The 22,266-nt window shown below is 60.2% G+C and carries 19 protein-coding genes; 2 read left to right on the top strand and 17 right to left on the bottom strand.

Features of this window, described 5'->3' with window-relative positions; translation table 11 throughout:
- Nucleotides 1-2: 2 nt before the first annotated feature.
- The 6 genes from atpA to Q2T52_RS18300 form a co-directional block, all read right to left on the bottom strand.
- A complete protein-coding gene (gene atpA, locus Q2T52_RS18325; RefSeq protein WP_302078266.1) occupies nucleotides 3-1,532 on the bottom strand; it encodes a F0F1 ATP synthase subunit alpha in 1,530 nt (509 codons plus the stop codon).
- On the bottom strand, nucleotides 1,532-2,098 hold the full coding sequence (locus tag Q2T52_RS18320; RefSeq protein ID WP_302078265.1) for a F0F1 ATP synthase subunit delta: 567 nt from the start codon (nucleotides 2,096-2,098) through the stop codon (nucleotides 1,532-1,534). Before Q2T52_RS18320 ends, atpA begins: the two co-directional genes overlap by 1 nt.
- Nucleotides 2,099-2,341: 243 nt before the next feature.
- The gene (locus Q2T52_RS18315; protein ID WP_302078264.1) at nucleotides 2,342-2,740 is read right to left on the bottom strand and encodes an AGROH133_08824 family phage infection protein; all 399 of its coding nucleotides are present in this window, start codon (nucleotides 2,738-2,740) and stop codon (nucleotides 2,342-2,344) included.
- Between the two features lie 67 nt (nucleotides 2,741-2,807).
- A complete protein-coding gene (locus tag Q2T52_RS18310) occupies nucleotides 2,808-5,033 on the bottom strand; it encodes a primosomal protein N' (protein WP_302078263.1) in 2,226 nt (741 codons plus the stop codon).
- Nucleotides 5,034-5,084: 51 nt separating this feature from the next.
- Complete coding sequence (locus Q2T52_RS18305; RefSeq protein ID WP_302078262.1) at nucleotides 5,085-6,227, bottom strand: AAA family ATPase; 1,143 nt, start codon at nucleotides 6,225-6,227, stop codon at nucleotides 5,085-5,087.
- Nucleotides 6,228-6,323: 96 nt separating this feature from the next.
- Nucleotides 6,324-7,247, bottom strand: coding sequence for a GNAT family N-acetyltransferase (locus Q2T52_RS18300; protein WP_302078261.1), 924 nt, complete (start codon nucleotides 7,245-7,247; stop codon nucleotides 6,324-6,326).
- 144 nt (nucleotides 7,248-7,391) lie between these two features.
- Here Q2T52_RS18300 and Q2T52_RS18295 point away from each other — a divergent pair, with 144 nt between their 5' ends.
- Both Q2T52_RS18295 and Q2T52_RS18290 read left to right on the top strand, forming a co-directional pair.
- The gene (locus Q2T52_RS18295) at nucleotides 7,392-8,327 is read left to right on the top strand and encodes a tyrosine recombinase XerC (RefSeq protein ID WP_302078260.1); all 936 of its coding nucleotides are present in this window, start codon (nucleotides 7,392-7,394) and stop codon (nucleotides 8,325-8,327) included.
- Between the two features lie 70 nt (nucleotides 8,328-8,397).
- A complete protein-coding gene (locus tag Q2T52_RS18290) occupies nucleotides 8,398-9,471 on the top strand; it encodes a TraB/GumN family protein (RefSeq protein ID WP_436799553.1) in 1,074 nt (357 codons plus the stop codon).
- On the opposite strand, the gene Q2T52_RS18285 is transcribed toward Q2T52_RS18290, so the two are convergent.
- From Q2T52_RS18285 to zapE, 11 genes are all read right to left on the bottom strand, one after another.
- Complete coding sequence (locus Q2T52_RS18285; protein WP_302078258.1) at nucleotides 9,449-9,961, bottom strand: cytochrome b; 513 nt, start codon at nucleotides 9,959-9,961, stop codon at nucleotides 9,449-9,451. The two genes, Q2T52_RS18290 and Q2T52_RS18285, sit on opposite strands and share 23 nt — an antisense overlap.
- 112 nt (nucleotides 9,962-10,073) lie before the next feature.
- The gene (gene lpdA / locus Q2T52_RS18280; protein ID WP_302078257.1) at nucleotides 10,074-11,480 is read right to left on the bottom strand and encodes a dihydrolipoyl dehydrogenase; all 1,407 of its coding nucleotides are present in this window, start codon (nucleotides 11,478-11,480) and stop codon (nucleotides 10,074-10,076) included.
- A gap of 24 nt (nucleotides 11,481-11,504) precedes the next feature.
- Nucleotides 11,505-12,263, bottom strand: coding sequence for an SDR family oxidoreductase (locus Q2T52_RS18275; RefSeq protein ID WP_302078256.1), 759 nt, complete (start codon nucleotides 12,261-12,263; stop codon nucleotides 11,505-11,507).
- Between the two features lie 14 nt (nucleotides 12,264-12,277).
- Nucleotides 12,278-12,919, bottom strand: coding sequence for a LysE family translocator (locus tag Q2T52_RS18270; RefSeq protein ID WP_302078373.1), 642 nt, complete (start codon nucleotides 12,917-12,919; stop codon nucleotides 12,278-12,280).
- Complete coding sequence (locus Q2T52_RS18265; RefSeq protein WP_302078255.1) at nucleotides 12,919-13,329, bottom strand: MAPEG family protein; 411 nt, start codon at nucleotides 13,327-13,329, stop codon at nucleotides 12,919-12,921. The genes Q2T52_RS18270 and Q2T52_RS18265 overlap by 1 nt, the downstream gene beginning before the upstream one ends.
- A gap of 21 nt (nucleotides 13,330-13,350) precedes the next feature.
- Nucleotides 13,351-14,571: a 2-oxoglutarate dehydrogenase complex dihydrolipoyllysine-residue succinyltransferase gene (gene odhB / locus Q2T52_RS18260; protein WP_302078254.1), complete on the bottom strand. Its 1,221-nt coding sequence runs from the start codon at nucleotides 14,569-14,571 to the stop codon at nucleotides 13,351-13,353.
- A gap of 60 nt (nucleotides 14,572-14,631) precedes the next feature.
- The gene (locus tag Q2T52_RS18255) at nucleotides 14,632-17,628 is read right to left on the bottom strand and encodes a 2-oxoglutarate dehydrogenase E1 component (protein WP_302078253.1); all 2,997 of its coding nucleotides are present in this window, start codon (nucleotides 17,626-17,628) and stop codon (nucleotides 14,632-14,634) included.
- Nucleotides 17,629-17,812: 184 nt separating this feature from the next.
- Nucleotides 17,813-18,715, bottom strand: a complete 903-nt coding sequence (gene sucD, locus Q2T52_RS18250) for a succinate--CoA ligase subunit alpha (RefSeq protein WP_143127589.1) — start codon at nucleotides 18,713-18,715, stop codon at nucleotides 17,813-17,815.
- 19 nt (nucleotides 18,716-18,734) lie between these two features.
- Complete coding sequence (sucC, locus tag Q2T52_RS18245; protein ID WP_302078252.1) at nucleotides 18,735-19,928, bottom strand: ADP-forming succinate--CoA ligase subunit beta; 1,194 nt, start codon at nucleotides 19,926-19,928, stop codon at nucleotides 18,735-18,737.
- Between the two features lie 33 nt (nucleotides 19,929-19,961).
- The gene (gene mdh, locus Q2T52_RS18240; protein WP_302078251.1) at nucleotides 19,962-20,924 is read right to left on the bottom strand and encodes a malate dehydrogenase; all 963 of its coding nucleotides are present in this window, start codon (nucleotides 20,922-20,924) and stop codon (nucleotides 19,962-19,964) included.
- 171 nt (nucleotides 20,925-21,095) lie between these two features.
- On the bottom strand, nucleotides 21,096-22,262 hold the full coding sequence (gene zapE, locus Q2T52_RS18235) for a cell division protein ZapE (protein ID WP_302078250.1): 1,167 nt from the start codon (nucleotides 22,260-22,262) through the stop codon (nucleotides 21,096-21,098).
- Nucleotides 22,263-22,266 lie beyond the last annotated feature (4 nt).

Genomic DNA, 22,266 nt, shown 5'->3' with positions numbered 1-22,266 from the left:
GCTCAGGCGAAGGTCTTGGAGAAGGATTCCAGCGCAGCCTTCAGGTTGGCGCGGGTATCGTCCGACAGCTGCTTCTCGGTGCGGATCGCATCGAGTACAGCCTTGCCTTCAGTACGCAGATAGTTCAGCAGGCCCTGTTCGAACTTGCCGACCTGTGCGACCGGCAGCTTGTCGAGGTAGCCGTTGACGCCAGCGAAGATCACCGCAACCTGCTCTTCCGTCTTCAGCGGCGAGAACTGCGGCTGCTTCAAGAGTTCCGTCAGGCGTGCACCACGGTTCAGCAGGCGCTGCGTGGAGGCGTCAAGGTCGGAACCGAACTGGGCGAAGGCCGCCATTTCGCGGTACTGAGCAAGCTCACCCTTGATGGAGCCGGCAACCTGCTTCATGGCCTTGATCTGAGCGGCAGAACCAACGCGCGAAACCGAGAGACCAACGTTCACGGCCGGGCGGATACCCTGATAGAACAGGTCAGTTTCGAGGAAGATCTGGCCGTCGGTGATCGAGATCACGTTGGTCGGAATGAAGGCCGAAACGTCGTTACCCTGGGTTTCGATAACCGGCAGAGCCGTCAGCGAACCGGCGCCACGCTCGTCAGAGAGCTTGGCAGCGCGCTCGAGAAGACGCGAGTGCAGATAGAAAACATCACCCGGATAAGCTTCGCGGCCCGGCGGACGACGAAGAAGGAGCGACATCTGGCGGTAAGCAACAGCCTGCTTGGACAGGTCGTCATAAGCGATCAGGGCATGCTGGCCGTTGTCGCGGAAGTATTCGCCCATGGCGCAGCCGGCAAACGGTGCCAGATACTGCATCGGAGCCGGATCGGAAGCGGTTGCCGCAACAACGATCGAGTACTGCAGAGCGCCACGCTCCTCCAGAACCTTCACGAACTGAGCGACGGTCGAACGCTTCTGGCCGATAGCCACGTAAACGCAGAAGAGCTTGTCGTTTTCCGGACCATTTTCATGGATCGGCTTCTGGTTCAGGAAGGCGTCCAGAATGATCGCGGTCTTGCCGGTCTGACGGTCGCCGATGACGAGCTCGCGCTGGCCACGACCAACCGGGATGAGGGCATCGATGGCCTTGAGGCCGGTCGACATCGGCTCATGAACCGACTTGCGCGGAATGATGCCCGGAGCCTTTACGTCAACGCGCGAACGGCGTGAAGCATTGATCGGACCCTTGCCGTCGATCGGGTTGCCGAGCGCGTCGACAACGCGGCCAAGCAGTTCCGGACCAACCGGAACGTCCACGATGGCACCCGTACGCTTGACGGTGTCGCCTTCCTTAATATCACGGTCGGAGCCGAAGATAACCACGCCGACATTGTCGGATTCGAGGTTCAGCGCCATGCCACGGATGCCGCCCGGGAACTCGACCATTTCGCCGGCCTGAACATTGTCCAGACCGTAAACGCGGGCGATACCGTCGCCAACGGAGAGCACCTGGCCGACTTCGGATACCTCAGCCTCTTGGCCAAAGTTCTTGATTTGATCTTTGAGAATTGCGGAAATTTCCGCGGCGCGGATATCCATCAGCCAACCTCTTTCAGTGCAAGCTTAAGGGTGGAAAGTTTAGTGCGGAGAGACGTATCGATCTGACGGGAGCCGACCTTGACGATCAGACCACCGAGGATCGAGGGATCGACAGTCACGTCAACAGCGACGTCCTTGCCGGTCACGCCCTTCAGCGCCGACTTCAGTTCTTCTTCCTGCGCTGAGGTCAGCGCATGGGCCGAGACAACCTCGGCCGTTACTTCGCCACGATGGCGAGCAACGAATTCACGGAACGAGCGAATGATGCCCGGCAGCGCAAACAGGCGGCGGTTGCCCGCAACGACCTTCAGGAAGTTCGCCACCAGACCCTGAATGCCAGCCTTGTCAGCAAGAGCAGACACTGCGCGCGCCTGATCCTCGGACGAGAACACAGGGCTCGAGATAAGACGCTTCAAATCGGCGCTCTCGTCGATCATTGCCTGAAAACGGTCAAGATCTGCACGCACCTGATCGACAGCATTGGCTTCGAGCGCGAGCTCGAACAGCGAGACGGCATAGCGATCCGCAACGCTGGAAGTCTGATGGGATGTGTCTGCCACGGGCACAAGTTCCCTGATTTTTATCCAAGCAGGCGCTCGGTTCTATCGAACTTCACAAACGCTTGAATTTGCTTCTAATTCTTTCTCGGCGCCTAATTTTCATTCAGGCTTTTTCCGAAATTCGCGGTTCGTCTAGCATAGGATGTAGGGACTCGCAACACGCCGGAGCCCGGAAACCGCCTTATCTGCAAGGGCTTGAACCGATTTTATGCCCCAGCTTCACATTTGCGTGCGTCGAGCGTGATGCTGCTACCCGGCAACGGACGGAATATAGCCGAAGACATAGGCTAGAGGCAGCGCACCGAGAGCAACCTGAAGCAGCAAAAGCGCAAAATTTCGCGGGCTCAAACCCCGATCAAACAGCATGGACAGCAACCTTCCAATGGCCGCAGCCGACAGGGAAGCACCGAGAGCCAGATAGGTCCAGTTTTGCGCCAGCAGGATCGCGCAAAGTCCAAGGCCGAGATAAAGGCCGCCGGTGGACCGCACGGAACCATAGCCGTCTCCCGTAATCCCACCAACGGAGAAACCGGCAATCCGCAGGCTCTGGGCCGGCAGAAGCAGAATGAAGAGACCGATGATCGCCGTCAGAGCTGAGGCGATGAAGGCAATTCGTTCAGGCAGTTCCGTCGGAAAATAGAAGTCCATCGCAGAGACCCCGCATATCGGCATTTAAGGATTAAGCTTTGCCGCAATAACAGCCGGTGCCTGATTCTCATAGGAAACTTTGGGGATCGACATCCAGCTGCACATGCACGCTTCCACGAACCTTGGGCCCGTTGGTCAGCATCGTCCGCAGATATCCCTGCATGTCACTATTGCGGCGGCCATGCACCAGCAGGCGAAACCGATGGCGTCCCCGCACCAGCGCCAGAGGTGCTTCCGCCGGACCGAGAACCGAGATGCCAGTTGCCTTCGGTGCAGCAGCCCGCAGACCACGCGCATGTCCCTCGGCCTCACCCCGGTCGTCCGCGGAAACGATAATGGAGGCAAGTCGCCCAAAGGGCGGCAGCAACGCCTTTTCCCGCTCGCCGATCTCGCGCTCGTAAAAGGCCGTGGCATCGCCGGATACGATCGCCTGCATGACCGGGTGTTGCGGCTGATAGGTCTGCAATAGGCCGTGGCTCTTCAGGCCGGTTCGCCCGGCGCGTCCCGTGACCTGGCTGAGCAGCTGAAAGGTACGCTCTGCCGCGCGAGGGTCACCGTTGGCAAGACCCAGATCCGCATCGACAATGCCGACCAGCGTCATCAGGGGGAAGTTGTGCCCCTTCGCCACCAGCTGCGTGCCAATGACGATATCGGCTTCACCCTTCGCAATCGCCTCCAGCTCCAGCCGCATACGCTTCACTCCGCCCAAGAGATCCGAGGACATGACGATGGTGCGGGCATCGGGAAAATGCTTTTCCACCTCTTCGGCGATGCGTTCCACACCCGGACCGCAGGCGACGAGATGATCGAGCGTACCGCATTCCGGGCAGGCTTCCGGCGTCCGTTCCGAATAGCCGCATTGATGGCACTGGATCTGGCCCTTGAAGCGGTGCTCCACCAGCCAGCTCGAACATTGCGGGCATTGAAAGCGGTGACCGCAGACACGGCAAAGCGTCAGCGGCGCGTAACCGCGACGATTGAGAAACAGCAGCGCCTGCTGCCCCTTCTCGATCGTCTTCTTCACAGCGCGCAGCATGACCGGGGACAGAAAGCCGCCGCGCTCCGGTGGATGACGGCGCATATCGATGAGGTGCAGGTCCGGCATGGCGGCATCGCCAAAGCGCGTCGGCAGATGCACCATGTGGTAGCGGCCGCTGAGGCCATTCACCTGGCTTTCGACGGACGGTGTGGCAGATACCAGTACGACAGGAAAGTCTCCGATGCGGCCGCGCACCACGGCCATGTCGCGCGCATTATAGAAGACGCGGTCTTCCTGCTTGTAGGCGGGGTCGTGCTCCTCATCGACGATGATGAGGCCCAGCTCCTCGAAGGGCAGGAACAGCGCGGAGCGGGCGCCAGCCACAACACGCACCTCTCCCGTCACCACACCGCGCCAGACCTTTTCGCGCATGCGGGGTGCGAGATCGGAATGCCATTCGGCGGGCTTTGCGCCAAAGCGATCCTGGAAGCGTTCAAGGAAGCTGGAGGTGAGCGCAATTTCGGGCAGTAGGATCAACACCTGCTTGCCCCGGCGCAGCGTCTCGGCGATCGCCTCGAAATAGACTTCCGTCTTGCCGGACCCCGTCACCCCATCGATCAGGGAGGCCGAAAAGCCACCCGCCTGGACTGCTTCCACGAGTTCGGATGCGGCCTGCTTCTGAGGCCCTTCAATGCGGGGTGCAACGTAATCTGGATCGGGCAAGGCGACGACCGGCGGCGGCGGCAGAAAGATCGTCTCGAACAGGCCTTGCTGGATAAGCCCGTCGACCACGCTGAGCGACACACCGGCCGCATGGGCAAGGCCGCTTCGGGTAAAGGGCACTTCATCACGAATGAGATCCAGCACGCGGGCGCGCGCCGGCGTCATCCGCTCGGGCTCGCCGCCAAGATAGCGAAGCGCTTCGACCATCGGTTCCGGCTCCAGCGCTGCCGGGGCGCGGATCGCCATGCGCGCCACAAGCCCGGGCGGCGACAGCGTATAGGACGCGACCCAATCGATGAAGGATCGCATCTCCTTCGAGAGAGGAGGGCAATCGAAGGCGAGCGTGATGGGACGAAGCTTTTTGGGATCGCCGCCGAAACCATCCTCGCCATCCCAGACCACGCCCAGCACCTGCCGGGGCCCAAGCGGCACCTGAACCACGGAGCCGGGTTCAACCATCATGCCATCAGGCACGGCATAACTATAGGCCTCTGGAACCGGCAATGGCACCAGAACGGGCACGACGTGCCCTGGCTTGACGGCATCCAGCAGATCACCAAACAGGGAAGAGGTGAGCGAATCTTGCTTCATTCCGGCGACATTGCCCTTCTCAGCCCAAATTGGAAACAGGAAAGCCGCCGATCATTCCCCGTCATCATCATCGGGATGGGTGCCTGTTACCCGCATGCCTTCGATCCACGTCGCTCCGTCCTGCCGGATTACCCGGAGCGGCCTCAATCCGCAACGTTGCCGTACGGCGTCGGCAAGCCGCTCTGAATGGGTGACCACCCAGACCTGGCTACGATCCGCCGCGCGTGCAATGAGGTCAGCGAGAGGTTCCAGCATATCGGGATGCAAACTCGACTCCGGCTCATTGAGGGCGATCAACGGCGGCTGACGATAGGAGAGCAAAGCCCCTGCCAAAGCAAGGAAGCGCAATTGCCCATCGGAAAGCTCACGCGCCGTAAACACGCGCTTCTCAAACTCAGGGAGCGAAAGGCCGAATGACGCATCAACATCAGGCTCGGGAATGACGAGCCGGGCGCCGCCGAGCGCATCGGCAACCGCCCTGTCGAGATCAACCGTATCGCCGCGCGTCACCGAGAGGGTCGCAAAAACAGCAGCGAGATTCGCCCCATCCTCATCAAGGAGCGGCGATGTGACGGCAAGGCATGGGCGGCGCAATGGAGAATCGGCGTCCGTGCGAAAACCGTGGAAGAAGCGCCATTGATCCACAAAGCGACAGAAGCTTGCAATCTCGGGAGCAGTGCCCTCGTGTGCGAGCAAGGAAATGGCCGTCTCCGAGACCAACACGGCTTCTTCGAAGGGGGTCATGCGACCGCGCTCACCCCGAAGCATGATGCCTGCCCCCTGCCGCTTCATCATAAGGGTGGAGCGGGCACCAACACGCACACTGAATTCCTCCGCCTTGATCTGCGGTTCAAACGCAAACCCCGCTGCGGCCGCAGCTGGCCGGAGGCCCGCCTCAATGCGGTAGATGAAATCGACACCGGTTTGATCATCGGCAAGCTCAACCGAAAAGACGATACGCGCCGGTTCGTGCGTCCGCCGAGAGCCAGCCCATAGCGCCTGTCTCATTCCGCCCTCGACAGCAATCTCGCGCGCAAACCTACCGCGCACCGCCGCCTGGACAAGCTGAAGCGCTCGGTAAAGATTGGATTTGCCGACGCCATTGGCGCCCACGAAAACGTTGACGCCACCGAGTTCCATGCGGATTGCCCGTAGCGATCGGTACTGACGTGCATCAAGCGCGGATAGATGCACCGAATACCCTCTCAACATAGAAACGAATTGGATGATCGATCGGAAAAGAGACAGGAAACATCCGCAAAAGCAATCGATAGCAGAAGACAGCTGATCTTAGCCAGCTTTGCGCAAACGATAAGGCGGCTCGAACCTAGCATCCGGGTCAGAGGCCAGATCGAACACCGTATGTTTTTCCAGTGCCCGGGTGACATCGCCGAGTTCTCCTTCTAGCTCGTCCGGCTGGATCATCTGCCCGACTGTGAAGTCGAAGAGGTCACCCTTCTTATTCAGGAGTTCGTAAAAGACCGTCATGTCGCGCAGCTCGGTCGACCATTTGGCAAACCAGTAGAACAGACCCGAATTGCGGGCCTTCATATGCATGGGCAAGATCGGCAGATTGTACTTGCGAGACAGAGCTACGGCTGAAGTCTTCCAGGGCCGCTCGTTTAACCGACCCTCCGCCCAGTAAGCAATGCGGCCCGAGGGAAACAGCACCGTGACCTTGCCCGTTTCGACGGCATGATTGGTGAGGCGCAGCGTTTCCCGCGCCTTGTCCTTGGTCTTGAACTGTTCGCGCCACTCGACGGGAATGATCATTTCCGCAAAACGCGGATTGACCCGCACCGCATCCCGGTTGGCAAAGAACATCATGTCCGGACGGCGCGCCTTGAGAAGGTCGAAGACTGCGACGCCATCGGCAATGCCCGTCGGATGGTTGCTGACGAGAATGAAGCCACCCTTTTCCGGCAGGCGTTCTGCACCGCGCACCTGGATATTCAGGTGCAGCATATTGCTCAGATGCTGAAAGGACTGAAAGCCGGACAGGCCTTGGACATCGTTGGCAAAGCGGATTGCACGCCCATAGCGCAGCAGGGAGTAGAGAAAGGGTCGCATGACCGGCCAAAGCGGACTGTTGACGATGCGGGTGCCGCGCTCGGCAATCAGCATATCAACGATATGCCCTCGCCTGCCCTGCGAGACAAGCAAGAGCGCCTCGGCCAGTTGCGCGAGTGATCCCTGCGAATGATGACGTTGCATAAAATCTCCCGTCTTCAATCCGACAGTTTCTCGCAACGGCTTGTGATCGAACTGTGACGGGCCGCGCGGTTTAGCACTTTTGTAACACGCGATACGCAAAGTGGAGCACCGCCGAATGAAATCAACGGTACCGAACACAGCGCCATGAACGATATCCTGATCCCGGCCACGCCTGAGCTTATGGAAAAGCGGCGCCAGTGGCTGGAAAGCCTGCAGAGCGAGCGGCGGTTGGCAGACAATACGCTGGAAGCCTATGAGCGGGACACGCGCCAGTTCCTGACCTTCCTGACCGGGCACCTGGGGGAGCCGGCGAGGCTTGCCGACGTCCACACGCTGCGCACGGCAGACCTCCGAAGCTTTCTCGCGCATCGCCGCCGCGAGGGTTCAGGCGCCCGTTCGCTCGGTCGGCATCTGGCCGGCCTGCGTTCCTTCCTGCGCTATCTGGAACGTCAGGATCTCGTAAACGCCGCCGCTGCCGGTGCCATCCGCTCGCCCAAGCAGCCGAAATCACTTCCGAAGCCGCTCAATGACCGGCAGGCGATCGAGGTGGTGAGCCTCAAGGCACAATTGCACGAGGAGCCCTGGATCGCCGCCCGCGATGCGGCCGTGCTGACACTGCTCTATGGCTGCGGCCTGCGTATTTCAGAGGCACTCGATCTCACACCTGCCGATATTCCGCCGGAGGCAACCTCGCTCCGCGTCACCGGCAAGGGCAGCAAGACACGGCTCGTACCGCTGCTCTCCATCGTGCCGAGGGCCGTGGACGAATACAAGCGGCTGTGCCCTTTCGATCTTCCGCCGCAGGAACCGCTGTTTCGCGGCGCGCGTGGCGGGAAATTGCAAGCCGCGATCATTCAGCGGGAGATGCAGAAACTGCGCGGTGCGCTGGGCCTGCCGGATAGCGCCACGCCGCATGCACTTCGCCATTCCTTCGCCACCCATCTTCTGTCCGGCGGTGGCGATCTTCGTACAATCCAGGAACTGCTGGGTCACGCCAGCCTGTCGACGACGCAGGTCTACACGGGTGTCGACTCCGCGCGCCTGCTGGAAGTCTATGATCGAGCACATCCCCGCGCCTGAGATGTAGCAAAATCATGCATTAACCATACCCGTTAAGCTCCCGTGGATTTTGCGGGGCTAAACAGAGGATATGATGACACGCGCGCTCCATCACACTCCGCTCAGGCGAGTGTCCGATCTGGCCCTCTGGGCTCTGGCGAGCCTGCACCTTTTGGTGCTGGTTTCCTTCCTGATCATTCTCGGTTTCGTCTCCAAAGCAAAGGCAGAGGATGCCGGCGCCTGCGGTGGCCGAAACATTCTGGCGGACATGAAGCAACAGGATCCAGCCGCTTATGCTGCGGTTGAGACGGAAGCCGCCAAGGTGCCCAACGGCAAGGGCCTGTTCTGGAAGATCGAAAAACCCGGCATTGCGCCTTCCTGGCTGCTCGGCACCATGCATGTCACAGACCCGCGCGTGATTGCCATGCCGAAAGGTGCCCCGGAAGCCTTCGCTCGCTCTGAGGTGACCATTGTCGAGTCCGACGAAATCCTGGACGAGAAGAAGGCGTCTGCCGCACTTCTCGCCAAACCATCTCTGACGATGATGAGCGATGGCAAGACCATCCAGTCCGTGTTGTCAAAGGATGATGCTGACAAGCTTAGCGCAGCCCTGAAGAAGCGCGGCATTCCGCTGTCTGCCGTTTCGCGCATGCAGCCCTGGATGCTCTCCAGCTTCGTCGCATTGTCCCCCTGCGAGCTTTCCCGCAAGGGTAAGGGCGAGCCGTTTCTGGATCAGAAGCTGGCCAAAGATACGGTCGCGGCCGGCAAGCCGGTGAAGGGGTTGGAGACGATGGAGGAGCAGCTTTCCGCCATGGCGTCCATACCGCTCGACTTCCATATGAAGTCGCTGATGGAAATGATTTCGCTGGGCGACAAGATGGCTGATGTCACCGCCACCATGACCGATCTCTATCTATCCGGAGACATCGGCATGACCATGCCGATGTTGAAATCGGTCGCACCCGATGGCACCGAGGGCGAAGGTTACGCCGAGTTCGAGGAACGCATTGTCACGCAGCGCAACAAGGTGATGGCGGAACGCGCCCTGCCCGTGATTGAGCAGGGCAATGCCTTCATGGCGGTCGGCGCGCTGCATCTGCCGGGCAAGGATGGGCTGGTCGAACTTTTCCGTGCCAAGGGTTTTACGGTGACGCCGGCTTTTTGACACCGTACGTCATGCGCGCCAGGACATCGGTCTTCCAGTAGAACTGATGAACCAGAGCGCCAGCCACATGGGCGACGAGGAGTGCCCAAAGCACCACCTTCAGCACATCCGCATGGATATCGCCTGCCGTTCCGTTCGCGAAATAATAGGCGCCAATGCCCGTCAGGGGCATCAGGATCAGCAGCAGATAGAGCAGCCCGTGGGTGATCTTCGCCACCAGTGATAGAATTGCAGGCTCTTCCGCAGGTGCCTGCGGCACCCCCTGAACATGCCGGAGCACAAGCCGCACGACCGCCAGGACCAGAATCGCAATGCCGACATAGGCGTGAATGTTGGCGGACGAGATATCGTCAGGCGTAATCGGCTGGCCGCGCCGCACAAGCCGCTTCCAGTGCTCTATGCCATCGGAAAAGATCAGGTTGAAGAAGATCAGCAGTGCCATGCCCCAATGCAGGATGCGCTGCGGAACCGAATAAGAAAGAGGAGCCATTTCATCACCTTTTCAACAGGTTAGATGGATGACCCCACAATAGAATGTCCCGCCTGGTGATGCCAAGCGGGACTTTGGAATGTTTCTAAACTTTAATGCAGGATTTGACGGATCACATATGGATCGGCTTGAAGAAGGTGGCGAGCGCTGCTTCCTTCACAGCTTCCGACATGGTGGGATGCGCATGGCAGGTGCGGCCGAGATCTTCCGACGAGCCACCAAACTCCATCAGCACGGCTGCTTCGTGGATCATTTCGCCAGCGCCAAAGCCGATGATATGGACGCCGAGAACGCGGTCCGTATCCTTGTCGGCGAGAACCTTCACGAAGCCTTCGGTGGCCTGCATGGCGCGTGCGCGGCCATTGGCCGTGAACGGGAACTTCCCAACCTTGTAAGCGGCGCCTGCAGCCTTCAGCTCTTCCTCGGTCTTGCCGACGGAGGCGACTTCCGGCTGCGTGTAAACGACGCCCGGAATGACGTCATAGTTCACATGGCCGTGCTGGCCGGCAAGAATTTCAGCGAGAGCAACGCCTTCATCTTCGGCCTTGTGCGCTAGCATCGGACCCTTGACCACGTCGCCGATCGCGTAGATGCCGGCAACATTGGTGCGATAATGCGCATCAATCTCGACGCGACCACGGTTGTCGAGAACAACGCCAACCTCTTCAAGACCGAGACCAGCCGTGTAGGGCTTGCGGCCCGTTGCGACCAGAACAACATCAGCGTCGATGGTCTGGGCTTCACCGCCCTTGACCGGCTCGAAGGTAACCTTTGCACCGGCTTCCGTCTTTTCAACGCCGGTCACCTTGGCGCCGAGGTTGAAGGTGACGCCCTGCTTGCCCAGGATACGCTGGAACTGCTTGGAGACTTCGCCATCCATGCCGCCAAGAATGTTGTCGAGATATTCGACGACGGTAACCTTCGCGCCAAGACGCGACCAGACGGAGCCAAGCTCAAGGCCGATGACGCCACCGCCGACGACGACCAGATGGCCCGGCACCTTTTCCAGCGCAATGCCGCCGGTGGAGGAGACGATGACCTTCTCGTCGATCTCGACCGCAACGCCCGGAATGCCTGCGACATCGGAACCCGTCGCAATCACGATGTTCTTCGTTTCCAGCTCCTGCGACGAGCCGTCTTCCGCGGTCACCGATACTTTGCCGGCGGCAACGATCTTGCCGGTGCCAATGAACGACTCGATCTTGTTCTTCTTGAACAGGAAGGCGACGCCATCGACGTTCGCCTTCACGGTCGCATCCTTGTGGCCCATCATCTTTTCGAGGTTCAGCGTGGTGCCGGACACCTCGACGCCGAGGTCGGCCATGCCGTGGCTGGCATGCGCGAACACTTCCGATGCATGCAGCAACGCCTTGGAGGGGATGCAGCCGACGTTCAGGCAGGTGCCGCCAAAGGTGGCGCGCTTTTCGACCACGGCCACCTTCATGCCGAGCTGGGCCGCCTTGATGGCGCAGACATAACCGCCAGGGCCGGTGCCGATTACAATGAGATCATAAGCCATGGATGAACTTCCTTTTTACCGGCGCTATCTGCCGCCGCTCACATTCAAGATTGCGCCCGTGACATAGGAAGCCTGCGGCGAGAGAAGGTAAAGCACCGCCTCCGCCACTTCCTCTGCCGTACCAGCGCGTTGCATGGGCACCGTGGGTGCCAGATCCCGTGCGCGATCCGGCAAGCCGCCGGAGGCATGGATATCGGTATCAATAATGCCGGGCCGAACCGCGTTGACGCGGATCCCCTCGCCTGCAACCTCGCGGGAAAGCCCGACCGTAAACGTATCGATGGAGGCTTTAGCAGCCGCGTAGTCCACATATTGGCCGGGGCTGCCGAGCACCGCCGCCATTGAGGAAATGTTGACGATGACGCCGCCCTTGCCGCCATGGCGGGTGGACATGCGTTTCACCGCCTCCGAGGCGCAGCGGATCTTGCCGATCACGTTGATCGCGAACATCCGCTCCAGCCGCTCGCGCGACATTTCATCCACGCGCGCCGTCTGGTCGACGACACCGGCATTGTTGACAAGACCGTCAAGGCGGCCGAACTCCCGGTCAATAGCACTGAAGATCGCGGCAATGCCCTCTTCGGTCCCTGTATCGCCCTGGATAAGGCTGGCGGTGCCGCCCGCCTGCCCGATCTGCTCGGCAAGCGCCTGTGCCCTTGCTTCATTCGAGAGGTAATTGATCAGGACGGCCCAGCCGGCCGCTGCAGCCTTCAGGGCAACGGCCGCGCCAATGCCGCGGCTGGCCCCGGTAACAAGCAGGACAGGCTGGTTTTGCGTCGCCATCCCATGTCCTCCCCTTAGGTCGCCTTCTCAGTGGCAAGCTTCAAACCCAGTGCGATGAACACCAAGCCACTGGCGCGATCGATCCACTGACTGGCCTTCGAAAAGGCGGCCCGCATGCGCGGCGTCGTCATGAAGATGCTCACGCCGATGAACCACGCAATCAGGCAGCTTGCCATGACAAGGCCATAACCAAACTTGACCAGCATCGGCGTGTGCACGCTGACAACGGTTGAGAAGATCGACAGGAAAAAGAAGACCGGCTTCGGATTGAGCGCATTCGCTGCGAAACCGAGCATGTAAGCCTTGAGGCCAGACTGCTTGCGCTCTTCATCAGCGGCGGACACCGCCTGAACGGAGATATCCGTCTTGCCTGCGCGTAAGGACTTTATGCCGATATAGATGAGGTACGCGACGCCGCACCACTTCACGATATTGAAAAGGTAGATCGATTGGGAAATGATCAGGCCAATTCCGAGGATCGTGTACGACACGTGGAACATCAAGGCCGAGCCGATCCCGACGCTGGTGATGATGGCTTGGCGGCGCCCGTGCACCAATGACTGACGCATGACCATCGCCAGATCCGCACCCGGTGAAACAATTGCGAAAGCAAAGATCGCCATCAACGATGCGAGTTCAACCACGTACTGATGCATCATGTGAACAATCCAATGATCATAAGGCCGATGCCACCGAGCGAACCGAGCCACACCAGCGAGCGGATATAGGGAATACCCGCCAGATAGAGCGGCAGGTAAACGACGCGGCAGAGAAGCCAAAGCCAGCCACCGATCAGCCCTGTCGTGGAGGGATGATAAAACGCCAGGGCCAGCAGGAGGCCGACAGCAGCGGGGTAGGTTTCACGGAAATTGGCGGAAGCCCGCTCCGCGCGGCCCGCGAGAGCCCATTTGGGCTTCAGGCCCTCATCACGAGGACCCGCATTCCATTGAGAGCCAAGCTCGCGCGTGGCGAGAAAGCCCTGCAGCATGATGTGGAGGACGAGAAAGACGACCGAAAGTGCCAGCACCAGAATGTAAGGCCCAGCTTGTGCGACCATCGGGTCCATCTCGTCCTCCCTCGTATATGATTAGAGATCGAGAACCAGACGTTCCGGATCTTCCAGGCTTTCCTTGACGCGAACCAGGAAGGTCACGGCTTCCTTGCCGTCGACGATACGGTGGTCATAGGAGAGAGCGAGATACATCATCGGACGGATGACGATCTGGCCGCCGACGACAACCGGGCGATCCTGGATCTTGTGCATGCCGAGAATACCCGACTGCGGAGCATTGAGGATCGGCGAGGACATCAGCGAACCATAGACACCGCCATTGGTGATGGTGAAGGTGCCGCCCTGCATGTCGGCCATGCCGAGCGAGCCGTCACGGGCTGCCTTGGCAAGGCGGCCGAGTTCCTTTTCAACGCCAGCGATCGACAGCTGATCGGCATCACGGATAACAGGAACAACGAGGCCCTTGTCTGTGCCGACGGCCATGCCGACGTGACAATAGTTCTTGTAGATGATGTCGGTGCCGTCGATCTCAGCGTTGACAGCCGGCAGTTCCTTGAGCGCGTGCGTGACGGCCTTGGTGAAGAAGCCCATGAAGCCGAGCTTCACGCCATGCTTCTTCTCAAACACGTCCTTGTACTTGTTGCGCAGGTCCATCACGGCCTTCATGTCCACCTCGTTATAGGTGGTCAGCATGGCAGCCGTGTTCTGGGCGTCCTTCAGGCGCTTGGCGATCGTCTGGCGCAGGCGCGTCATCTTCACGCGCTCTTCGCGAACGGCATCTTCCGTGGTGGACGGAGCACGGGGAGCCGCCGGAACGGCCGGAGCGGCAGCAGCAGCCGGACCCTTAGCGATGGCAGCGATCACGTCACCCTTCAGCACCTGGCCGCGCTTGCCGGAACCGTCAACGTCAGCCGTGTTGATGTTGTTGTCAGCAGCAAGCTTGGCAGCAGCAGGAGCGGCCGGCATTGCAGGAGCAGCAACCAGCACAGGTGCTGCAGCGGCCGGCGTAGCAGCAGGTGCGGCGGCAGCCGGGGCAGCAGCGGAGGCGGAACCGGCAGCGCCTTCGGCGATCTGGCCGAGCAGTGCGCCGAGGCCAACGGTTTCGCCAGCCTGGGCAACGATTTCCGTCAGCACGCCAGCGGCCGGAGCCGGGACTTCAACGGTAACCTTGTCGGTTTCCAGTTCAACGATGGGCTCATCGGCCTTCACCGTGTCGCCGACCTTCTTGAACCAGGTGCCGACGGTTGCCTCGCTGACGGATTCGCCGAGAGTGGGGACGCGAATTTCGGTGGCCATAATGTGTTTCCGTTTTTGATCCGATGTCGTGTGTAGCGGTAGAGGACGGGGCGGCTGAAATCAGCCGCCGAGCGCGTCTTCGAGGAAGGCTTCAAGCTGGGCCAGATGCTTGGACATCAGGCCGGTTGCAGGCGAGGCTGCAGCCGGGCGGCCCGTGTAACGGACGCGCTGATACTTGGCATCGATATGCGCCAGCACCCATTCCAGGTATGGATCGATGAAGGCCCAGGCACCCATGTTCTTGGGCTCTTCCTGGCACCACACCATTTCCGCATGACGGAAGCGGGACAGCTCGTTGATCAGCGCCTTTGCCGGGAACGGATAGAGCTGTTCGATACGCAGCAGATAGATGTCGTCGATGCCGCGCTTCTCACGCTCTTCCAGGAGATCGTAATAGACCTTGCCCGTGCACATCACGACGCGGCGGATCTTGGCATCCTTCTGCAGCTTGATCGGGCCGTCCTTGATGACTTCCGCATCATCCCACAGCAGGCGGTGGAACGAGCTTTCGCCTGCCATTTCCGCCAGCGTCGAGGTTGCGCGCTTGTGGCGCAACAGCGACTTAGGCGTCATCAGGATCAGCGGCTTGCGGAAGTCACGCTTCATCTGACGGCGCAGGATGTGGAAGTAGTTGGCCGGCGTCGTGCAGTTGGCAACCTGCATATTGTCTTCGGCACACATCTGCAGCCAGCGTTCCAGGCGAGCGGACGAATGCTCCGGACCCTGACCTTCATAGCCATGCGGCAGAAGGCAGACGAGACCGGACATGCGCAGCCACTTGCGCTCACCCGACGAGATGAACTGGTCGAAGACGACCTGCGCACCATTGGCGAAGTCGCCGAACTGGGCTTCCCAGAGCGTCAGCGCATTCGGGCGAGCCAGCGAGTAGCCGTATTCAAAACCGAGAACCGCCTCTTCCGAAAGCATCGAGTTGATGACTTCGTAGCGAGCCTGGTTCGGCGCCAGGTTGGCGAGCGGGATGTAACGCTCTTCGGTGTCCTGATCGTAGAGAACCGAGTGACGCTGTGAGAAGGTGCCGCGTTCGCAATCCTGACCGGACAGGCGGATCTTGTGGCCTTCGGTCACCAGCGAACCGAACGCCAGCGCTTCCGCCATCGCCCAGTCGATACCCTCGCCCGTCTCGACCATCTGCGCACGGTTTTCCATGAAGCGCTTGATCGTGCGGTGGACGTTGAAGTTGTCAGGAACGGTCGAAAGCTTCCGGCCGATTTCCTTCAGGCTCTTCATCGGCACGGCGGTCTTGCCGCGACGCTGCTCGTCCGCATTGTCGGCAGAGCGCAGACCGGACCACTGGCCATCCAGCCAGTCGGCCTTGTTCGGCTTGTAGCTCTGGCCGGCTTCGAATTCCTGCTCCAGATGGGCGCGCCAGTCAGCGCGCATCTTTTCAAGTTCGCCTTCGGTCAGCAGGCCTTCGGCAATCAGGCGATCGGCATAGAGCTGAACGACCGTCTTGTGGCCACGGATGACCTTGTACATCTTCGGCTGCGTGAAGCCCGGCTCGTCGCCTTCGTTGTGACCGAAGCGGCGGTAGCAGAACATGTCGACCACAACAGGCTTGTGGAACTTCATGCGGAATTCGGTCGCAACCTTGGCCGCATAGACAACCGCTTCCGGATCGTCACCGTTGACGTGGAAGATCGGTGCTTCGATCATCTTGGCAACGTCCGACGGATAGGGCGACGAACGCGAGAAGCCCGGATTGGTGGTGAAGCCGATCTGGTTGTTGATGATGACATGCATCGTACCGGCAACGCGGTGACCGCGCAGACCGGAAAGGCCGAGGATTTCAGCCACGACGCCCTGGCCGGCAAAGGCCGCGTCACCGTGAATGAGCAGCGGCAGAACCTTGGCGCGCTCCTTCAGCGGAATGATGTCGCCATCCCAGGTCTTGGCCAACATGTCCTGCTTGGCGCGGGCCTTGCCCATGACGACGGGGTTGACGATTTCCAGGTGCGACGGGTTTGCCGTCAGCGACAGGTGAACCTTATTGCCGTTGAATTCACGGTCCGAGGAAGCGCCGAGGTGGTACTTCACGTCGCCGGAACCTTCGACCTCATCCGGCTTGAACGAGCCGCCCTTGAACTCGTGGAAGACGGCGCGATGCGGCTTGTGCATTACGTTGGTCAGAACGTTCAGACGGCCACGGTGGGCCATGCCGAGAACGACTTCTTCCAGACCGTCCTGGCCACCGCGCTTGATGATCTGCTCCAGCGCAGGGATCAGCGACTCGCCACCATCAAGGCCGAAACGCTTGGTGCCCTTGTACTTGACATCAATGAATTGCTCGAAGCCTTCGGCCTCGATCAGCTTGGAGAGGATCGCCTTCTTGCCTTCAGCGGTGAAGGCAACGCCCTTGTCCGGACCTTCAATGCGCTCCTGAATCCAGGCCTTTTCCTCCGGGTTGGAGATATGCATGAATTCGACGCCGAGCGTGGAGCAATAGGTGCGCTCCAGGATCGTGATCATCTCGCGGATCGTGGCGTATTCCAGACCCAGGACATTATCGATGAAGATCTTGCGATCGTAATCGGCTTCCGTGAAGCCGTAAGCGGTCGGCGACAGTTCGTTATAATCTTCAACCGGCGCGGCAAGGCCAAGCGGGTCAAGCTTGGCATGCAGGTGGCCGCGCATACGGTAGGCGCGGATCATCATGATGGCACGAACGCTGTCGCGGGTTGCCTGCAGCACGGCGGCCGGATCGACCGGCTTGCCAGAGGTGGCAGCCTGGGCTTCAGCCTTGGCTTGAACCTTCTTTTCGATCGCCTTTTCAACGACCGGCCAGTTGCCGTCAAGCGCAGACACCAGCTCGCCATTGGCCGGGATCGGCCAGTTCTTGCGCTGCCAGGATGCGCCCTGCGCCGCCTTCTTCACATCCTCTGGATTGTCGGCAAGCGCCTTGAAGAAGGACTGCCATTCCGGACCGACGGAATTCGGATCGTCCTCATACCGGGCATAGAGCTGCTCGATATAGGAGGCATTCGCGCCGTCGAGGAACGAGGTGATGAGAAACTGCTCGTTGGCTTCTTGCCGTGCCATGTTTTACCGCGGGCGCCGCGCCCGCCTCCTGACGTCATTGGGGCCGGATGGATGCGCCGGCCGCGCATGAATTGAATAACTTGCCGAATACTGTTCCGGCGGTCGCCCCTTGTGGGCGTAGGCAGGCGAACCGTTGCACCGATTCGCCTGCCTCAAGCTTATCTCAGCAAAGTCTTATGTGGCGTTAGCCCTTGAGGACTTCAACCAGCGTCTTGCCAAGGCGTGCCGGGGACGGCGAAACCTTGATGCCAGCTGCTTCCATCGCAGCGATCTTGGATTCTGCGTCACCCTTGCCGCCGGAAACCACAGCGCCGGCGTGGCCCATGGTGCGGCCCTTCGGAGCCGTACGACCTGCGATGAAGCCGGCCATCGGCTTCTTGCGGCCCTTCTTGGCTTCGTCGATCAGGAACTGCGCTGCATCTTCTTCAGCAGAACCGCCGATTTCACCGATCATGATGATCGAGGTCGTGGCTTCGTCAGCGAGGAACATTTCCAGCACGTCGATGAACTCGGTGCCCTTGACCGGGTCGCCGCCGATACCGACAGCTGTCGTCTGGCCAAGACCTTCGTTGGAGGTCTGGAAGACAGCTTCGTAGGTCAGCGTGCCGGAGCGCGACACGATACCGACCGAACCCTTGCGGAAGATCGAGCCCGGCATGATGCCGATCTTGCACTCTTCCGGCGTCAGGATGCCCGGGCAGTTCGGGCCGAGCAGGCGGGACTTGGACTTGTCGAGCTTCGCCTTCACGCGAACCATGTCCATGACAGGGATGCCCTCGGTGATGCAGGTGATGAACGGGATTTCGGCGTCGATCGCTTCGATGATCGCGTCTGCGGCACCTGCCGGCGGAACGTAGATCACAGAGGCGTCAGCGCCTGTCTTTTCCTTGGCTTCAGCAACCGAGGTAAAGATCGGCAGGGTTTCGCCCTTGGAGCCGGTCCAGGTTTCGCCGCCCTTCTTCGGGTGGATACCGCCGACCATCTGCGTGCCGTAATAGGCGAGCGCCTGCTCGGTGTGGAAGGTGCCGGTCTTGCCGGTCAGGCCCTGAACGAGGACCTTAGTGTTCTTGTTAACAAGAATGGACATTGTCGTTCCGGTCCTTCAATTAGCCGTTGATCGCAGCGACGATCTTCTTGGCCGCGTCGTCGAGGTCGTCGGCAGCCGTGATGGCAAGACCCGATTCGTTCAGGATCTTCTTGCCAAGCTCGACATTGGTGCCTTCCAGACGAACAACCAGCGGAACCTTGAGGCCGACTTCCTTCACGGCGGCGATCACGCCTTCCGCGATGACGTCGCACTTCATGATGCCGCCGAAGATGTTTACGAGGATGCCCTCGACCTTCGGGTCAGCGGTGATGATCTTGAAGGCAGCCGCGACCTTCTCCTTGCCAGCGCCACCGCCGACGTCGCAGAAGTTTGCCGGCTCCTTGCCGTACAGCTTGATGATATCCATCGTCGCCATGGCAAGGCCTGCGCCGTTGACCATGCAGCCGATGTTGCCATCGAGCGCCACGTAAGCGAGATCCCACTTGGAGGCCTCGATTTCCTTGGCGTCTTCTTCGGTCTCGTCGCGCAGCGCCTTGACGTCGTCGTGGCGGAACAGGGCGTTACCGTCGAAGGAAACCTTGGCGTCGAGAACGCGCAGGTGGCCGTTGGTCATGACGATCAGCGGGTTGATTTCGAGAAGGGCCATGTCCTTCTCGTTGAAGGCCTTGTAGAGCGCCGGGAAGAGCGACTTGGCATCTTCTGCAGCAGCACCTTCGAGAGCGAGAGCGGCCGAGATCTTGGCGATGTCGTCAGCCGTGACGCCGGCTTCCGGGTCGATGGCGATCGTGTGGATCTTTTCCGGCGTGTCGTGGGCGACAGCTTCGATGTCCATGCCACCTTCCGTCGAAACAACGAAGGCAACGCGGCCAACCGAACGGTCTACCAGCAGCGAGCAATAGAGTTCACGGGCAATGTCTGCACCGTCTTCAATGTAGAGACGGTTGACCTGCTTGCCGGCTTCACCGGTCTGGGCCGTTACCAGCGTATTGCCGAGCATGTCCTTGGCGTGCGCGACGACTTCGTCGATCGACTTTGCCAGGCGTACACCACCCTTGGCGTCGGGGCCGAGCTCCTTGAACTTGCCCTTGCCGCGGCCGCCAGCATGGATCTGGCTCTTTACGACGTAAAGCGGACCGGGAAGCTGCTTGGCAGCAGCGGCAGCCTCATCGGCGGAATGGATCGCCACGCCCTGGGCGACCGGCGCGCCAAAGCCCTTCAGAAGAGCCTTGGCCTGGTATTCATGAATGTTCATCGTCTGGTCCTTGGATCTTGGGCCGATGGTCGATTACTTGAGAGACGGCGCGATGGCGACGCACGCTTCGCAGAGGCCGGCAACGGCGCCGACGGACTTCTGGAAGGCCGCTTCTTCATCCTTGTTCAGTTCGATTTCGATGACGCGTTCGACGCCGCCGGCACCGATGACAGTCGGCACGCCGACATACATGTCCTTCACACCATACTGGCCGGTGAGGTGGGCTGCGCAGGGCAGAACGCGCTTCTTGTCCTTGAGGTAGGCTTCGGCCATTTCAATCGCGGAGGCAGCCGGAGCGTAATAGGCCGAACCGGTCTTCAACAGGCCAACGATTTCGGCGCCGCCGTCACGGGTGCGCTGAATGATCTGCTCCAGACGCTCGGCAGTGACCCAACCCATCTTGACGAGGTCGGTCAGCGGAATGCCGGCAATGGTCGAGTAGCGAGCGAGCGGCACCATGGTATCGCCGTGACCGCCGAGAACGAAAGCGGTGACGTCCTGAACGGAAACGTTGAATTCTTCCGAGAGGAAAAGACGGAAACGAGCGGAGTCGAGAACGCCGGCCATGCCGACGACTTTGTTGGCCGGAAGGCCGGAGAACTTCTGCAGGGCCCAGACCATCGCGTCGAGCGGGTTGGTGATGCAGATGACGAAAGCGTTCGGGGCGTACTTCTTGATGCCTGCGCCGACCTGCTCCATGACCTTGAGGTTGATGCCGAGAAGATCGTCGCGGCTCATGCCCGGCTTGCGGGCGACACCGGCGGTGACGATGCAGACATCGGCGCCTTCAATGGCAGCGTAATCGCTGGCGCCGGAAAGCTTCGCGTTGAAACCTTCGACCGGACCGGACTGGGCAATATCCAGACCCTTGCCCTGCGGAATGCCATCCGCAATGTCGAACAGGACGATGTCGCCGAGTTCCTTGAGGCTGGCGAGATGTGCCAGCGTGCCGCCAATCATGCCAGAGCCAATGAGTGCAATCTTCTTGCGAGCCATAGAAAAGCTTCCTCTCCATCGAATGCAGGGCCGGCATGTTCTGTCGACCGGATGGGCACTCGCATAGCTTTTCTACAAAAAAATGGCAATCGATTATTTTGAACGCAAGAATTTCAATCGGTTAGACATCAAATTTCTTACGTAAACGTAAGAAATTTTGTCACTGAAATGTTAATTAGCGTGACGGCGCTCGTGATGCAGCGCAAGGTAATCGGGGCTGCGCATCTCGAAAAGGCGAGAGACTGTGCGGTCGAATTCGAACCCTTCCGTCCCATGCCGCTCTAACAGGAGTGCTTCCGGCGCTGCCTCTGCGCTGATGAACACCCGCACCGCCTTGTCGTAGAATGCATCGATGAGCGTAATGAAACGCTTCGTCTCGTTACGCTTGTTAAGCCCCATCAGCGGCACATGCTCGATGAAGACCACATCGTAACGGGCAGCAATCGCGAGGTAGTCCGATGCACCCAACGGCCTTTCGCAGAGATCTCGGAACGAAAAGCGCGCCGCCCGCCCGCCAGCCAGCGGAACAGGGATGACGCGGCCTTTCATGGGAACTTCGTCCGGCTGCGCTTTCGCGCCATCCAGCACCTGTCGCCACGAGGTTTCCATTGCGGCATCCGTGCGCGCGTCAATCGGCGTCAGGTAGACCGGCAGGCTTGCCAGCTTCTCCATACGGTAATCGGTCGGAGAGTCCAGCGTGACGACATCTACATGCTTTTTGAGAAGATCCACGAAGGGTAGGAAAAGACTTCTGTTCAGGCCTTCCCGGTAGAGGTCGTCCGGTGCCACGTTCGACGTCGCCACCAGCACGCAACCGAGCGAGAACAATTCGGTGAACAGGCGGCCGAGGATCATCGCATCGGCAATGTCGGTGACGGAGAACTCGTCGAAGCAGAGCAGTTCCGCCTCGGCGAACAGCGCTGCTGCCACGGGCGGAACCGGATCCGCCTGCTTGGTTTCACCTGCCTTCAGCTTCTGCCGATGCGCGTGGATGCGGCCATGCACGTCAGCCATGAATTCGTGAAAATGGCAGCGACGCTTCTTTTGTAGAGGTGCCTTGGCGAAGAACATGTCCATCAGCATGGTCTTGCCGCGGCCAACCGAGCCGTAGACGTAGAGGCCATGCACCGACGTGCTATCGCGCCGTTCCTTGCGGGCAAACAACCAGCCAAGCGCGCTCGTCTTCTTGGCAGGTCCCTTTTCCCGCAGCTGCGCCAGCACCTTGTCGAGCCGGGCCGCCACTGCCATCTGTGCCGGATCCGCCTGCAGCGTGCCGGCAATCGTCAGCGACTTCAGCTCCTCGCTGACGCTACGGGTATAATCCGGTATGGGTTCCATCCGC

Origin of the sequence: Rhizobium oryzicola, from assembly GCF_030504645.1 — a bacterium.
In the GTDB taxonomy this organism is placed as follows: Bacteria; Pseudomonadota; Alphaproteobacteria; order Rhizobiales; family Rhizobiaceae; genus Neorhizobium; species Neorhizobium oryzicola.
Note: the sequence above shows the minus strand (reverse complement) of the source record. Positions and strands in the feature narration are given on the sequence as shown.

Excerpts from the sequence above, each read along its gene's own strand:
- odhB (WP_302078254.1), bottom strand. The coding sequence starts at position 14,571 with ATGGCCACCGAAATTCGCGTCCCCACTCTCGGCGAATCCGTCAGCGAG.
- atpA (WP_302078266.1), bottom strand. The coding sequence starts at position 1,532 with ATGGATATCCGCGCCGCGGAAATTTCCGCAATTCTCAAAGATCAAATC.
- Q2T52_RS18265 (WP_302078255.1), bottom strand. The coding sequence starts at position 13,329 with ATGGACCCGATGGTCGCACAAGCTGGGCCTTACATTCTGGTGCTGGCA.
- sucC (WP_302078252.1), bottom strand. The coding sequence starts at position 19,928 with ATGAACATTCATGAATACCAGGCCAAGGCTCTTCTGAAGGGCTTTGGC.
- Q2T52_RS18315 (WP_302078264.1), bottom strand. The coding sequence starts at position 2,740 with ATGGACTTCTATTTTCCGACGGAACTGCCTGAACGAATTGCCTTCATC.
- Q2T52_RS18270 (WP_302078373.1), bottom strand. The coding sequence starts at position 12,919 with ATGCATCAGTACGTGGTTGAACTCGCATCGTTGATGGCGATCTTTGCT.
- mdh (WP_302078251.1), bottom strand. The coding sequence starts at position 20,924 with ATGGCTCGCAAGAAGATTGCACTCATTGGCTCTGGCATGATTGGCGGC.
- Q2T52_RS18295 (WP_302078260.1), top strand. The coding sequence starts at position 7,392 with ATGAACGATATCCTGATCCCGGCCACGCCTGAGCTTATGGAAAAGCGG.
- Q2T52_RS18290 (WP_436799553.1), top strand. The coding sequence starts at position 8,398 with ATGATGACACGCGCGCTCCATCACACTCCGCTCAGGCGAGTGTCCGAT.
- Q2T52_RS18285 (WP_302078258.1), bottom strand. The coding sequence starts at position 9,961 with ATGGCTCCTCTTTCTTATTCGGTTCCGCAGCGCATCCTGCATTGGGGC.
- Q2T52_RS18255 (WP_302078253.1), bottom strand. The coding sequence starts at position 17,628 with ATGGCACGGCAAGAAGCCAACGAGCAGTTTCTCATCACCTCGTTCCTC.
- sucD (WP_143127589.1), bottom strand. The coding sequence starts at position 18,715 with ATGTCCATTCTTGTTAACAAGAACACTAAGGTCCTCGTTCAGGGCCTG.
- Q2T52_RS18275 (WP_302078256.1), bottom strand. The coding sequence starts at position 12,263 with ATGGCGACGCAAAACCAGCCTGTCCTGCTTGTTACCGGGGCCAGCCGC.
- Q2T52_RS18300 (WP_302078261.1), bottom strand. The coding sequence starts at position 7,247 with ATGCAACGTCATCATTCGCAGGGATCACTCGCGCAACTGGCCGAGGCG.
- lpdA (WP_302078257.1), bottom strand. The coding sequence starts at position 11,480 with ATGGCTTATGATCTCATTGTAATCGGCACCGGCCCTGGCGGTTATGTC.
- zapE (WP_302078250.1), bottom strand. The coding sequence starts at position 22,262 with ATGGAACCCATACCGGATTATACCCGTAGCGTCAGCGAGGAGCTGAAG.
- Q2T52_RS18310 (WP_302078263.1), bottom strand. The coding sequence starts at position 5,033 with ATGAAGCAAGATTCGCTCACCTCTTCCCTGTTTGGTGATCTGCTGGAT.